Source organism: Rhodococcus sp. IEGM 1370, from assembly GCF_033142325.1.
Lineage (GTDB): Bacteria > Actinomycetota > Actinomycetes > Mycobacteriales > Mycobacteriaceae > Rhodococcoides.
Window position 1 is genome coordinate 55,827 of record NZ_JAWLRY010000024.1, and the last position, 13,334, is coordinate 69,160.

Annotated in this window: 11 protein-coding genes; 6 read left to right on the forward strand and 5 right to left on the reverse strand. The window is 64.9% G+C overall.

What is annotated here, in order from left to right; translation table 11 throughout:
- The first annotated feature begins 45 nt into the window (after positions 1-45).
- The 3 genes from R4P47_RS22050 to R4P47_RS22060 are packed head-to-tail and all read left to right on the forward strand — an operon-like array spanning position 46 to position 5,714.
- Positions 46-2,052 carry an alpha-1,4-glucan--maltose-1-phosphate maltosyltransferase gene (locus tag R4P47_RS22050; protein WP_149406329.1) on the forward strand — a complete coding sequence of 669 codons (2,007 nt, stop codon included), beginning with the start codon at positions 46-48 and terminating at the stop codon, positions 2,050-2,052.
- Positions 2,053-2,063: 11 nt separating this feature from the next.
- Positions 2,064-4,265: a 1,4-alpha-glucan branching protein GlgB gene (gene glgB, locus R4P47_RS22055; protein ID WP_317785742.1), complete on the forward strand. Its 2,202-nt coding sequence runs from the start codon at positions 2,064-2,066 to the stop codon at positions 4,263-4,265.
- Positions 4,266-5,714 (forward strand): metallopeptidase, encoded by a 1,449-nt coding sequence (locus R4P47_RS22060; RefSeq protein ID WP_317785743.1) that lies wholly within the window; start codon positions 4,266-4,268, stop codon positions 5,712-5,714.
- Positions 5,715-5,723: 9 nt separating this feature from the next.
- Here the strand turns inward: R4P47_RS22060 and R4P47_RS22065 are convergent, their stop codons facing one another.
- The 3 genes from R4P47_RS22065 to R4P47_RS22075 form a co-directional block, all read right to left on the reverse strand.
- Complete coding sequence (locus R4P47_RS22065; protein WP_068050416.1) at positions 5,724-6,611, reverse strand: tetratricopeptide repeat protein; 888 nt, start codon at positions 6,609-6,611, stop codon at positions 5,724-5,726.
- A gap of 114 nt (positions 6,612-6,725) precedes the next feature.
- Positions 6,726-7,097 (reverse strand): DUF3817 domain-containing protein, encoded by a 372-nt coding sequence (locus tag R4P47_RS22070; RefSeq protein ID WP_317785745.1) that lies wholly within the window; start codon positions 7,095-7,097, stop codon positions 6,726-6,728.
- A gap of 69 nt (positions 7,098-7,166) precedes the next feature.
- The gene (locus R4P47_RS22075; RefSeq protein WP_068050401.1) at positions 7,167-8,357 is read right to left on the reverse strand and encodes an acetyl-CoA C-acetyltransferase; all 1,191 of its coding nucleotides are present in this window, start codon (positions 8,355-8,357) and stop codon (positions 7,167-7,169) included.
- A gap of 105 nt (positions 8,358-8,462) precedes the next feature.
- On the opposite strand from R4P47_RS22075, the gene mce reads away from it, so the two are divergent.
- Together mce and R4P47_RS22085 are read left to right on the forward strand one after the other, a co-directional pair.
- Entirely contained in the window at positions 8,463-8,945 is a 483-nt protein-coding gene (mce, locus tag R4P47_RS22080; protein ID WP_394855427.1) for a methylmalonyl-CoA epimerase, read from the forward strand.
- Between the two features lie 59 nt (positions 8,946-9,004).
- Entirely contained in the window at positions 9,005-9,955 is a 951-nt protein-coding gene (locus R4P47_RS22085; protein ID WP_269595880.1) for a hypothetical protein, read from the forward strand.
- Between the two features lie 30 nt (positions 9,956-9,985).
- On the opposite strand, the gene R4P47_RS22090 is transcribed toward R4P47_RS22085, so the two are convergent.
- Both R4P47_RS22090 and nucS read right to left on the reverse strand, forming a co-directional pair.
- Positions 9,986-10,303, reverse strand: coding sequence for an ATP/GTP-binding protein (locus tag R4P47_RS22090; RefSeq protein ID WP_149406336.1), 318 nt, complete (start codon positions 10,301-10,303; stop codon positions 9,986-9,988).
- 41 nt (positions 10,304-10,344) lie between these two features.
- Positions 10,345-11,016: an endonuclease NucS gene (gene nucS / locus R4P47_RS22095; protein ID WP_269595881.1), complete on the reverse strand. Its 672-nt coding sequence runs from the start codon at positions 11,014-11,016 to the stop codon at positions 10,345-10,347.
- Positions 11,017-11,058: 42 nt separating this feature from the next.
- Here nucS and R4P47_RS22100 point away from each other — a divergent pair, with 42 nt between their 5' ends.
- Positions 11,059-12,648 (forward strand): adenylate/guanylate cyclase domain-containing protein, encoded by a 1,590-nt coding sequence (locus R4P47_RS22100; protein WP_094640449.1) that lies wholly within the window; start codon positions 11,059-11,061, stop codon positions 12,646-12,648.
- Positions 12,649-13,334: the final 686 nt, after the last annotated feature.

A 13,334-nucleotide genomic window follows, 5' to 3' on the forward strand; every position in this document is an offset into this window, starting at 1 on the left:
GTTGCGCCCGCGCAGCCATACCTCTAGCGAAGAATGGAGTGTGAAGTGACAGGTCGACTTGGTATCGACAATGTCCTTCCAGATACGACGACCGGGAAGTACCCCGCGAAAGCGGTGGTGGGCGAGACGTTTCCAGTCTCCGCCGACGTCTGGCGCGAGGGTCACGACGCGGTGGCCGCGACACTGTCGGTGCGCGGACCGGGAGGCAAACTCGAACGCATCCCGATGACACCGGGCCGCGAACCCGACACGTTCGACGCGGTGTTCGTCCCCTCTCGGCCGGGTTACTGGATCTGCCGCATCGAAGCGTGGAGCGATCCGATCAGCACCTGGCGCCATGCCGTCGAAGCCAAGCTCGGAGTGGGCCAGAGTGCCCACGAACTCGCGAACGATCTCGAGATCGGCGCACGGCTGTTCCTGCGGGCTGCCACCGGTGTTCCTGCCGAGAGCAGGCAGATGCTGGCCGATGTCGCCGCCGCGCTGCGCGACACCGACCGCCCGCTGCCGGCCCGGGTCTCCTCCGCGTTCGCATCGTCGGTCGCCGAGTTGTTGTTCGTACACCCGCTGCGCGAACTGGTGACTCGATCGCGCGCGGTCAACGTGTGGGTCGATCGCAATCTCGCACTCAACGGTGCCTGGTACGAGTTCTTCCCGCGGTCGACCGGCGGATGGAACGAGGACGGCACTCCGCGGCACGGCACGTTCGCGACGTCGATCGAGCAGTTGCCCCGCATCGAGCGGATGGGATTCGACATCGTCTACCTGCCGCCGATCCACCCCATCGGCACCATCAACCGCAAGGGCCCGAACAACACGTTGACCCCGGGACCGGAGGACGTCGGGTCGCCGTGGGCCATCGGCTCCAAGGACGGCGGACACGACGCGATCCACCCCGAACTGGGCACCGAGGACGACTTCCGCGCGTTCGTCGCCGCTGCACACGAACACAACCTCGAAGTGGCACTCGATCTCGCCCTTCAGGCCGCTCCCGACCATCCCTGGGCTGCAACACATTCCGAGTGGTTCACCGTGCTGCCGGACGGCACGATCGCCTACGCCGAGAACCCTCCGAAGAAGTACCAGGACATCTACCCGGTCAACTTCGACAACGACCGACGCGGCATCTACGAAGAGGTGCTGCGCGTGGTCCGATACTGGATCTCGCTGGGAGTCAAGGTCTTCCGAGTCGACAACCCACACACCAAGCCGCCGGACTTCTGGGAATGGCTCATCGCCGAGGTCAAGAAGACCGACCCGGACGTGCTGTTCCTCGCCGAGGCGTTCACCCGCCCGGTGCGCATGTACGGACTGGCGCAGCGCGGCTTCACGCAGTCGTACACGTACTTCACCTGGCGTACCGCGAAGTGGGAGCTGACCGAGTTCGCCGAGGAACATGCCCGACGCGCCGACGACGCGCGTCCGAACCTGTTCGTCAACACTCCGGACATCCTGCACGAGAGTCTGCAGCACGGCGGGCCCGGAATGTTCGCTCTCCGAGCAGCTCTCGCGGCGACGATGGCCCCCACCTGGGGCGTCTACTCCGGCTACGAGCTGTTCGAGCACCAAGCCGTGCGAGAGGGCAGCGAGGAGTACCTGGATTCGGAGAAGTACCAGTTGCGTCCACGCGACTTCGAGGGTGCGCTGGCCCGCGGCGAGTCGCTCGAGCCCTGGATCACCACGCTGAACGCAATCCGGCGTGCGCATCCGGCGCTGCAGCAGCTCCGCAACATCCACTTCCACACCATCGACAACGAGGCGCTGATCGGGTACTCCAAGTTCGACCCGCAGACCGGTGATTCGATCCTGGTGGTGATCAACCTCAATCCCTTCGGAGCCGAAGAAGGCACGATCCACCTGGACATGCCTGCCCTCGGCCACGACTGGCAGGACACCCTCACGATCAAGGACGAAGTGAGCGGAGTCCATTACGACTGGGGCCACACCAATTTCGTCCGGCTCGAGCCCTGGACGTCGGTGGCGCACATCTTCACGCTCCCCCACATCCCGTACCCGGCTCGTATCGAACTGGCCTACCGCGGCAACCGAAAGTGAGTGGATTCAACGTGACCGAGAATCCGACGACGCCCGAAGACACCGTCGCAGCCCCGTCCGACAACGATCTCGAACTCATCGCTGCAGGGCGGCACTACAACCCGCATTCCGTCCTCGGAGCCCATCCGGTGGCCGGTGGAACCGCGATCCGCGCCCTCAAGCCCGATGCAGAGAAGGTCGTCGCCCGCGTCGGTGGCGTCGACCACGAACTGACCCACGTCGCCCACGGACTCTTCTCGGCTCTGATTCCGTTCGAGGACCTGATCGACTACCGCCTCGTGGTGACCTGGCCCGGTGGACACGTCTCCGAATCCGCCGACGGATACCGGTTCCTGCCCACTCTCGGCGAGCTCGATCTGCACCTGTTCGGCGAGGGCAGGCACGAGCGGCTGTGGGACATTCTGGGCGCGCACCAACAGTCGTACGCGACTCCGGACGGCCCCGTCACCGGTACCTCGTTCGCGGTCTGGGCTCCTGCAGCCCAGGGTGTCACCCTCGTCGGCGATTTCGACGGCTGGACCGGTCGAAGCTGGCCGATGCGCGTACTGGGCTCGACCGGCGTGTGGGAGCTCTTCGTACCCGACATCGCTCCGGGCGCGCTGTACAAGTTCCGCGTCCACGGTGCCGACGGTTCGGTCAAGGACAAGGCCGATCCGATGGCCTTCGCCACCGAGATCCCACCGTCGACGGCCTCGGTCGTCACCGCGTCCTCGTACACCTGGAACGACGAGTCCTGGCTCGACACCAGGGCCGGCATCGAGCCGACGCAGGCACCGATGAGCGTGTACGAGATCCACCTGGCGTCCTGGCGGCCGGGCCTGGGGTACCGCGAGTTGGCCGAGCAGTTGGCCGGATACATCACCGAGACCGGCTTCACGCACGTGGAGTTGCTCCCGGTCGCCGAGCATCCGTTCGGTGGATCCTGGGGCTACCAGGTGACGTCGTACTACGCACCGACTTCGCGCTTCGGGAGTCCCGACGATTTCCGCTACTTCGTCGATCACCTGCACAATGCCGGCATCGGCGTGATTGTCGACTGGGTGCCCGCCCACTTCCCCAAGGACGAATGGGCGCTGGCTCGGTTCGACGGCGGCCCGCTCTACGAGCACGGCGACCCGCAGCGCGGCGAGCAACTCGACTGGGGCACTTTGGTATTCGACTTCGGCCGTCGCGAGGTGCGCAACTTCCTGGTCGCGAACGCGCTGTACTGGATCGACGAGTTCCACATCGACGGACTGCGCGTCGACGCCGTCGCGTCGATGCTGTACCTGGACTACTCCCGCCCCGAGGGTGGCTGGTCGCCGAACATCTACGGTGGCCGCGAGAACCTCGAGGCCGTGACCTTCCTGCAGGAGATGAACGCGACGGTGCACAAGAAGCACCGCGGTGTCGTCACCGTGGCCGAGGAATCGACGGCGTGGCCCGGCGTAACCCGGCCGACGAACGTCGGCGGACTCGGGTTCAACATGAAGTGGAACATGGGCTGGATGCACGACACGCTGGGCTTCCTCGGGCGTGATCCCATCCATCGCAGCTACTACCACCACGAGATCACCTTCTCTCTGGTCTATGCGTGGAGTGAGAACTACCTGCTCCCCATCAGCCACGACGAGGTGGTGCACGGCAAGGGCACGCTGTGGACTCGGATGCCCGGCGACGATTACGCCAAGGCAGCCGGCCTGCGCGGCATGCTCGCCTACATGTGGGCGCACCCCGGCAAGCAACTGCTGTTCATGGGACAGGAGTTCGGGCAGACCCGTGAGTGGTCCGAGGAACGCGGACTCGACTGGTATCAGATCGACGAGGAACCTCTGCACAACGGCGTCAAAACCCTTGTGTCCGATCTGAACTCGACGTACAAGTCCCACCCCGCACTGTGGACGCTCGACACCTCGCCGAGTGGATACTCGTGGATCGACGCCAACGACACCGAGAACAACGTGCTGAGCTTTCTGCGGTACGGATCCGACGGTTCGGTCATCGCGTGTATTTTCAACTTCTCCGGTACCGAGCACGGCAGCTATCGTGTGGGACTACCGGAACCCGGCCGTTGGACAGAGATCCTCAACACCGACGCAACGGAGTACGGCGGCTCCGGTGTGGGCAACCTGGGTGAAGTGACGGCAACATCGCACTCGTGGCACGGTCGACCGGCATCAGGCCAGGTCGCCCTACCCGCCAACGGGGCGATCTGGATAAAACTGGAGCGATAGATGAGTGGCGGCCGCACACCCCGACTACTGGCCGCGGCCGCCACTGCAGGGCTGATTCTGCTGACCTCGTGCGCGCAGACCGTCAGCGGAAACGCCGTATCGATCTACGAGAACCCGTTCACCGTTGCCGGACTCCCGGTGACGAGCGGGCCCAGCGGGCCCCGGCCCGATGCCCCCGATTCGACCATCACCGTGGAGAACGCCGAGGGCACCGACTCGGACATCCTCGCCACGAACGCGATCGACGACATCCAGCAGTTCTGGGCCGAGCAGTACTCCAGCTTGTTCAAGGGCACGTTCACCCCGGTCTCGAAGGTCGTCTCGTGGGACGCGTCCGAGAACGAGGGATCGGGCATCAGATTCTGCGGAGACCGAACCGGCGGTATTCCCAACGCTGCGTACTGCACCCGTGACGACTCGATCGGCTGGGACAGGACCATCCTGCTCCCGGCTCTGGTCGACGCGTTCGGACCGATGTCGGTGGTGATGGTCATCGCCCACGAATACGGCCATGCCATTCAGCACCAGTCGGGGCTCGTCGGCGACGACACCCCGACCATCGTTGCCGAACAACAGGCCGACTGTTTCGCAGGTGCCTTCATCCGCCACGTCGCCGAGGGCGATGCGCCGCACTTCACCATCAACACCTCGGACGGACTCAACGGCGTCCTCGCCGCAACCGTCGCCGTTCGCGACGTCGATCCCAACGATCCGGAATCGGTGCACGGCTCTGCCTTCGAGCGCGTCACCGCAGTGCAGATCGGCTTCACCGACGGTGCCGGGGCATGCACGAGCATCGACGAGGCCGAGATCGACTCGCGTCGAGCATCGTTGCCGCAGAAATTCGACGATCCCGATGACTCGGGTGAACTACCGGTCACCGAGGACTCCCTCGACGCCTTCACTCGATCCTTCGAGCAGGTACTGCCCGTCGCAGATCCCCCGGCCGTCGACTACACCGGATCGGACGTCGGATGCGCCGACGCCGAAGCCACCGCGCCGGTGTCGTACTGCCCCTCGACCAACACCATCGGCGTCGACGTCGAGGCCCTGGCCGAAGTCGGCCAGCCCGAGACCCCGCAGCGCGGAGACATACTGCCGCTCAACGTTTCCGGTGACTACAGCGCCTACGTGCTGTTCGCCTCGCGCTACACCCTCGCGGTGCAGAAGGAAGCCGGCCAGACCCTCGACGACCCGCAGACCGCTCTGCGTTCGGCGTGCCTGTCCGGGGTCATCACCTCGGCGATGAGCGCCGAGAACGGTTCGACGGGCCTCGAAGTCTTTCTTTCCCCAGGCGATCTCGACGAAGCCGTGTCCGGATTGCTCAGCGACGGCCTCGCAGCCAGCGACGTCAACGGTACGACGCTGCCGTCGGGGTTCTCCCGAGTCGACGCGTTCCGTTCGGGAGTTCTCGGCGGAAGGGAACTGTGCGACGCGCGCTACAGCTGAGTCCCGCTGTCAGTACAGAGCGGACGCGAGCTTGCGCCGCGCGGAGACCACCAACGGATCGGCCGAGTCGAACAGCTCGAACAGCTCGAGCAGTCGAGTGCGCAGTGCAGTGCGGTCGTCGCCCGCACTGATCTTGATTCCGTCGATCAGACGAGCGAAGGCCTGCTCCGGTTGCTGACCGGCCATTTCGGCGTCCGCTGCATCGATCCGAGCCTGTACGTTTCCGGCGTCGGCGTCGGCGAGTGCAATCGCGTCCGGTGCCAGGTTCTGCACCCGCGCGAGGAACTTGACCTGACGCAGTGCGGCAACCGCCTCGGTGTTCTTCGGTTCGGCGTCGATGATCGCCTGGTAGGCGGCTTCTGCCTTGTCGAAATCGCCCTCGTCGATGGCCTCTTCGGCTGCAACGATCCGCGGATCCTCGATCTCGGGTTCCGGTTCGGCAGCAGCCGCCCCGGGAGGCCCGGTGAGCTTTCCTGCAGTCGCCTGCTCGACGGCTTGTAGCCACTGACGCAACTGCTCGTCCGACTGGGTGCCCTGGAAATCGGCGAGGGGCTGGCCCGCTGCGACGGCAACCACCGTCGGAATGGCCTGTACGCCGAAGGCCTGGGCGATCTGCGGATTGGAGTCCACGTCGACCCGCGCGAGCACCCACGTACCCGCGGCTTCCACGGCCAGCTGCCCGAGCTGACGCGTCAACGCCTGGGACTGCGGCGAACGCGCCGAACCCAGGTCGACGATCACCGGTACCTGCGTGGACCGCTGTAGAACCTCGGCCTCGAACGTCGCCGCGGTCACGTCCACGATCGGTGCCAGTCCTCCCGCGTCGCCTGCGGGTTCGGCTGCAGGTGCAGGTGCCGGACGGTCCTTGAGAACGGACAGGTCGACGGCACCGGCAATGGATGCGGGAACGACGGCTGACGGGCGGACGGGAGGACGGGAACCGGGTCGAGTCACGCCCTACAGTTTGTCACTAACGCGATGCGCCATCCACTGGCGGGCAGTGCCGGTCGGTCAGGACAGAACCTTGGTGTCCGCGGCGGGCCGGCCGGTGCTCAACTCGGCGAGACGGCCGGTGCGCGCGGCCCAGATCTCGAAGATCACGGTGCCGAACGGGGGGAACGCCGCGACCAGAGCCAGCAGGGTTGCCTTGACGTCCCACTTGAGCTTGATCGCCGTCAACACGGCAATGGCCAGGTACACCACGAACACGCCGCCGTGGATCGGTCCGAAGATCTTCACGCCGATTTCGTTGCCGTCGGCGGGGATGTACTTGAACGCCATTCCGATCAGCAGTCCGAGCCAGGTGAACGCTTCGAGCACAGCGATGAAACGGAAGCGTTTGGCCGTGCTGCTCAGGTCGAAGAAGTTGGTCATGCCCGCTATTGTGCCCGGTCTGCTACGACGGAGCGTAGTGGCTCTGGTCTCAGTTCTTCTCCAGAGCCACTACGAGTCCTACTGCTTCGGCACTCGAACGATGAGGGCGTCGCCCTGTCCACCGCCGCCGCACAGTGCGGCCGCGCCCACTCCGCCGCCGCGACGCTGCAGCTCGAGAGCCAGATGCAAGGCGATGCGAGCTCCCGACATGCCCAGGGGATGCCCGATCGAGATCGCTCCCCCGTTGACGTTGACGATCTCCGGATCGATGCCGAGTTCGCGCGTCGACGCGATTCCGACCGCTGCGAACGCCTCGTTGATCTCCACGACGTCGAGGTCCTTCGGGTCGATGCCTTCCTTCTCGCACGCCTTGGCGATGGCGCGCGCCGGCTGCGACTGCAAGGTGGAGTCGGGACCGGCCACCACTCCGTGTGCACCGATCTCGGCGAGCCAGGTCAGACCGAGCGACTCGGCCTTCTCCTTGCTCATCACCACGACGGCGGCGGCACCGTCGGAAATCTGCGACGCGGATCCCGCAGTCACGGTGCCGGCCTTGTCGAAGGCGGGGCGAAGCTTGCCGAGGGAATCGACCGTGGTGTCGGCGCGAATGCCTTCGTCTGCGGTGAACTGGATCGGCTCACCCTTGCGCTGCGGAATCGAGACCGGGACGACCTCGTTGTCGAATACCCCGTTCTTCCACGCCGTGGCGGCCTTCTGGTGCGACGCGGCAGCGAAGGTGTCCTGCTCCTCGCGGCTGATGGCCTCGGAGCTCTGGTTCCGCTGCTCGGTCAACGCGCCCATGGCCTGATCGGTGAAGATGTCGTACAGACCGTCGTAGGCGAGGTGATCACGCATGGTGACATCGCCGTACTTGAATCCGGCCCGCGACTTCTCGAGCATGTGCGGCGCCTGGGTCATCGACTCCTGACCGCCTGCGACGACGATCTCGAATTCACCGGCGCGGATCAGCTGGTCGGCCAGTGCGATGGCGTCGACTCCGGACAGGCAGACCTTGTTGATCGTCAGCGCAGGCACGGTCATCGGAATACCAGCGGCAACCGCAGCCTGCCGCGCAGGGATCTGACCGGCACCAGCGGTGAGAACCTGGCCCATGATGACGTAGTCGACCTGATCCGGCGCAACACCGGCCTTGTCGAGTGCACCCTTGATGGCGATTCCGCCGAGATCCGATCCCGAGAAGTCCTTGAGGGCACCCGAAAAACGTCCCACGGGTGTGCGAGCGCCGGCGACGATGACTGTTGTGGTCACGATTTCCTCCGAAAGTATGAAGACGGCCTTGTCGAGATCAACGCTCCGACGCCCCCTACCGATACCGGCCGGGCGGAGCACCGAAACGCAGCTGGCGCTAACGTCATGGCCATGACCTCCAGCACGCAGTCTTACACGGGAGCCCCGCTGCGCTCCGATCTGGTGACGGCTATCGATCATGTGGGTGTCGCGGTGCCCGATCTCGACGCTGCCATCACCTGGTACACCGACCACCTCGGCATGGTTGCAGTGCACGAGGAGATCAACGAGGAGCAGGGCGTTCGCGAGGCGATGCTCTCCTTCCCCGGAGCCACCGAGAAGTCCGCTGCACTGCAGTTGCTCGCGCCGATCGACGAATCGTCCACCATCGCCAAGTTCATCGGCCGCAACGGCCCGGGACTGCAGCAGTTGGCCTACCGCGTCACCGACATCGAAGAGATCTCGACCGAGCTGCGCGCTCGCGGCGTTCGGTTGCTGTACGACGCCCCGCGCCGCGGCACCGCCGATTCTCGGATCAACTTCGTCCACCCCAAGGACGCCGGTGGCGTACTGATCGAACTGGTCGAACCGAACCCCGCCGCGCACTGATCGAACTCTGTGAACGAGCCGTATGGCTCTCTACTTGACTCACCGGTAAATTGGCGGCCATGGCCATCGATCATGAGCGCACTTCCACGGTGCAACTTCCCTTTTCCATCGTTCGGAAGGGGTTCGATCGCGACGAAGTCACCAACTACTTCGAGCGGTTCGACGCCGAACTACGTTTGACGACCGCAGATCGTGATGCGGCCGCCGCGCAGGCTCGTGATCTGGCCAAGCAACTCGACGATGCTCGTGACGAGATCGACGAACTCCGCAAGGACATCGATCGCCTGTCGGTTCCGCCCACCACGGCGGAGGGGATGAGCGATCGCATTTCACGCATGCTGCGACTGGCCTCGGACGAGGCATCCGAGGTCCGCGCGAAGGCGCACTCGGAGTCCGAGGAGATGATTTCCGTTGCGCAGCAAGAGAGTGCCCGACTCCGCGGACGGCACGAGTCACTGGTGGCCGAGCTCGAAGAGCGCCGAACGGCACTCGAAGCCGAACACCAGCAGACCATGGCTCAGGCGCGCACCGAGGCAGCTCGAGTAGTCGAGGCCGCGCAGGCCGAGCGCGACAAGTTGGCTGCCGAGTCCGAGGCAAAGCGCGCCAAGGTTCAGGAAGACTTCGAGATCACGATGGCCGAGCGCCGCACCAAGGTTCTCACTGCTCTCGAGGAACTCGAAGCGTCGAGCAAGGCCGACGCTGCCCGCCGCATCGAGGAGGCGACCACCGAGGCTGCCCGACGGCTTCAGTCCGCGAGTGAACAGGCCGAGCGTCGGATCGCGCACTCGAAAGAACTGGCCGAGGAGCTGCGTGTGCTCCGCAGTCGCGTGCTGGCACAGCTGCTCGGAATTCGCGGCCAGCTCGATTCGGTTCCGGCGATGCTCGCCTCGGTCAATCGTGAGAGCGAACTGCTCGACAATCCCGACCCGACGGCCATCCTGAAGAAAGAAGAAGAGAAGGCTGCCGCGAAGGCCGAGGACGAGAAGGAATCGGCCGACTCGGAGTCCTGATTCAGCCGGTCCTGCGCCTGGCCTCCCCCGCTACGACCACCTGCGGGTGAGGCCTCGCGTGTTTCGGCCGGACCAACACCCGGTGTGCCAGTGTCTGCGGTTGTCGGCACCGCCGAAATCGTCCGACGGCCACGCAACGATATGTGCGACGCCCGGCCGCACCTCGTGATCGCAGCCGGGGCATCGATAGGTCTTCACGGCCTTCGCACCCGGGACCATTCGTGTGGTGTACGTGTCACCGTCCGGACCGACCTCGATCCGGTTGCCGCCCAGCACGGAATCGGTAGCCGGAGCGAGATCGCTCGGGCCGCTCCGATTCGGTCGGCGGGGTTGGTTACGACGAGGCACCCGTCCAGTGTAGAGAACGGGCCGATTCGCGCCGACCGCCGTCAGAAAAGACGGAACTCGGTGCTGTCGGTTCCCCGTAGGACGTCGTAGTCGAGTGTGAGACAACGAATGCCGCGATCGGTGGCCAGCGTCTTCGCCTGAGGCTTGATGACCTGCGCAGCGAACACTCCACTGACCGGAGCCAGCAGCGGATCACGGTTGAGCAGCTCCAGATACCGAGTCAGCTGTTCGACGCCGTCGATCTCACCACGTCGCTTGATCTCCACTGCCACCGTTCCGCCATCGGCGTTGCGGCACAGGAGATCCACCGGTCCGATGGCCGTCATGTATTCGCGTCGCACCAACGTGTAACCGTCACCCAAGGTGCTGACGTGCTCGGCCAACAACTCCTGAAGGTGAGCCTCCACACCGTCTTTCACCAAACCGGGATCGATACCCAACTCGTGACTCGAGTCGAGTTCGACGTCGTCGATGGTGATGCGAAGTTCCTCACCGGCCTTGTTGGTGACGATCCACTTGATCGTCTCGTCCTCGGTGGTCTCGACCATCCAGCAGGGCGGAGACATCCAGTTGAGGGGCTTGTACGCCCGGTCGTCCGCGTGCACGCTGACCGATCCGTCGGACTTGACGAGGAGCAGGCGACGAGCGGACGGGAGGTGTGCGGTGAGGCGGCCGACGTAGTCGACTTGGCAACGAGCAATAACTAGACGCACTCGACCACCTTAAAGCAGGAGCCCCGATAGTCTGTGACGACCATGCCGCAATTGAGACGATCTGCCGCTCCGCTGGGCTCCCGACTGCTCGGCGACACCTCCGAATCACCTCGCCGACGGCGGGTCCGAATCCAGATCCTGCTGACCGTCTTCCTGATCCTGTCGAATCTTATCGGCGCGGTCATCGTCGGTGTGTTGATCAGCGTCGTGGTGCCCGGCCCGGACGTCCTCGATCCCGACAAGTACTGGTGGGTGAACTACATCGTCGTCCCGGTCTACGTGTTCGTGGCATTCGTCGTCGGTGCGGTCTGGGGCACCACGCACGCTCTGCGAAGTTTGCGGTGGGCGATCGAGGACCGGCAACCCAGCCGCGAAGAACAGGTCGCGACACTCGCGATGCCATGGCGATTGACGCGAATCCAGATTCTGCTCTGGATCGGAGCCTTGCTGCTGCTCACCACGATCGACGGCATCATCGACTCGGCGTCGATCCCCAAGGTGGCCTTCACTATCGCCGCCGGTGGCACAGTCGTCTGTGCGTTCAGCTACCTGCTCAGTGAATTCGCCCTTCGTCCCGCTGCAGCTCGGGCACTCGAAGCCGGCGATCCTCGACGGATTCGTATTGCCGGAGTCATGGGCCGCTCGATTCTCTCGTGGCTGCTGGGCACCGGTGTGCCGGTCAGCGGTTTGATGATCATCGCGATCTTCCGCTTCATCAATCCCGAAACGACAGCGACTCAGCTCGCGGTCTCCATCCTCTCCCTCGGTGGGATCACGATCGTGTTCGGCCTTGCGCTGACCGTGCTCGGCGGCTTCGCGACGACATCACCCATCAACAATGTGCGCGCGGGGATGGCCGAGGTGGAGAAGGGCAACATGGATGTCCGTCTCGCGGTGTACGACGGCACCGAGCTCGGCGAGCTGCAGAGCGGGTTCAACCGGATGGCCGACGGTGTGCGCGATCGGGAGAAAATTCGCGACCTGTTCGGCCGACACGTGGGTCACGAGGTCGCCGAGAAAGCACTGCAATCCGACAGCGAACTCGGGGGCCAGGAACGCGATATCGCAGTGTTCTTCATCGACCTCGTGGGATCGACGGAGCTGGCGGCGTCTCGACCACCCACCGAAGTCGTTGATCTGCTCAATCGATTCTTCGCCGTGGTCGTCGACGAGGTCGACGAGCATGGCGGATTCATCAACAAGTTCGAAGGCGACGCCGCGCTCGCCATCTTCGGAGCTCCCAACGAAATTGCCGACCACTGCGGCTCGGCGTTGGCCGCAGCACGAGCAATTGCCCGACGGCTGCTGGTCGAAGTGCCCGAATGCAGTGCCGCTGTGGGTGTCGCAGCGGGACGCGCAGTCGCCGGCAATGTCGGTGCGAAGTCCCGATTCGAATACACCGTGATCGGAGACCCGGTGAACGAGGCTGCTCGCCTCTCCGAGCTGGCGAAGAACGCTCCAGGGGCAATCCTGGCCTCCAAAACGGCAGTCGACGGTGCCGCAGACGAGGAATCCGGTCGCTGGGAATTCGGTGACTCGGTGACTCTTCGCGGACGCTCCGTCGAAACAGTCCTCGCGAATCCGAAAGATGTAAAAGTCACCGCCGACGAGCCCGTTGCCGTGCACGCCTGACCTGTATTGCAGGTCATGGCAGTTGCTCCCGCCTCGGCATCGTCCGCGAATGCGCGCGCGTTCGTCGGGTGCGCGGGAATTGGTGAGTGGTCGGGGCGCGATTGTGCGCGCGGATGGCGAACGCGCGCGCCTTTGCCCTCCTATGAGCGTCCGCGGTCGCGTCGTCTGCCCGCATCCAGGTCCAGGCCCGGGCTGTATGCGAATGCGCGCGCGTTCGTCAGGTGCGCGGGAAATGGTGACCGGTCGGGGCGCGATTGTGCGCGCGGATAGCGAACGCGCTCGCGTCTGCGCTCGTGAGAGCGGTCCGCAGTCGCGTCGTCTGCCCGCATCCAGGTCCAGGCCCGGTTCGTCGCAAGTGCGCGCGCGTTCGTCAGATGCGCGGGAATTGATGTCTGGTCGGGGCGCGATTGTGCGCGCGGATGGCGAACGCGCTCGCGTCTGCGCCCGTGTACACAGTCCTCTGTCGCGTGGTCAGTCTGCCCGCCGAGGTCAGGCCCGGATCGTGGCGGGTGCGCGCGCGTTCGTCGGATGCTCGTGGATAGTTTGTGGTGTGGGTGGTTTCGAAATGCAGAATGGCCCTCGACCGTGGTCGGGGGCCATTCTGGCAAATTGTGTTCGGCGGTGTCCTACTCTCCCACACCCTGTCGAGTGCAGTACCATCGGCGCTGGAGGGCTTAGCTTCCGGG

Coding starts and splice junctions, on each gene's coding strand:
- mce (WP_394855427.1), top strand. CDS start 8,463: ATGGCCATGACCTCCAGCACGCAGTCTTACACGGGAGCCCCGCTGCGC.
- R4P47_RS22060 (WP_317785743.1), top strand. CDS start 4,266: ATGAGTGGCGGCCGCACACCCCGACTACTGGCCGCGGCCGCCACTGCA.
- R4P47_RS22085 (WP_269595880.1), top strand. CDS start 9,005: ATGGCCATCGATCATGAGCGCACTTCCACGGTGCAACTTCCCTTTTCC.
- R4P47_RS22100 (WP_094640449.1), top strand. CDS start 11,059: ATGCCGCAATTGAGACGATCTGCCGCTCCGCTGGGCTCCCGACTGCTC.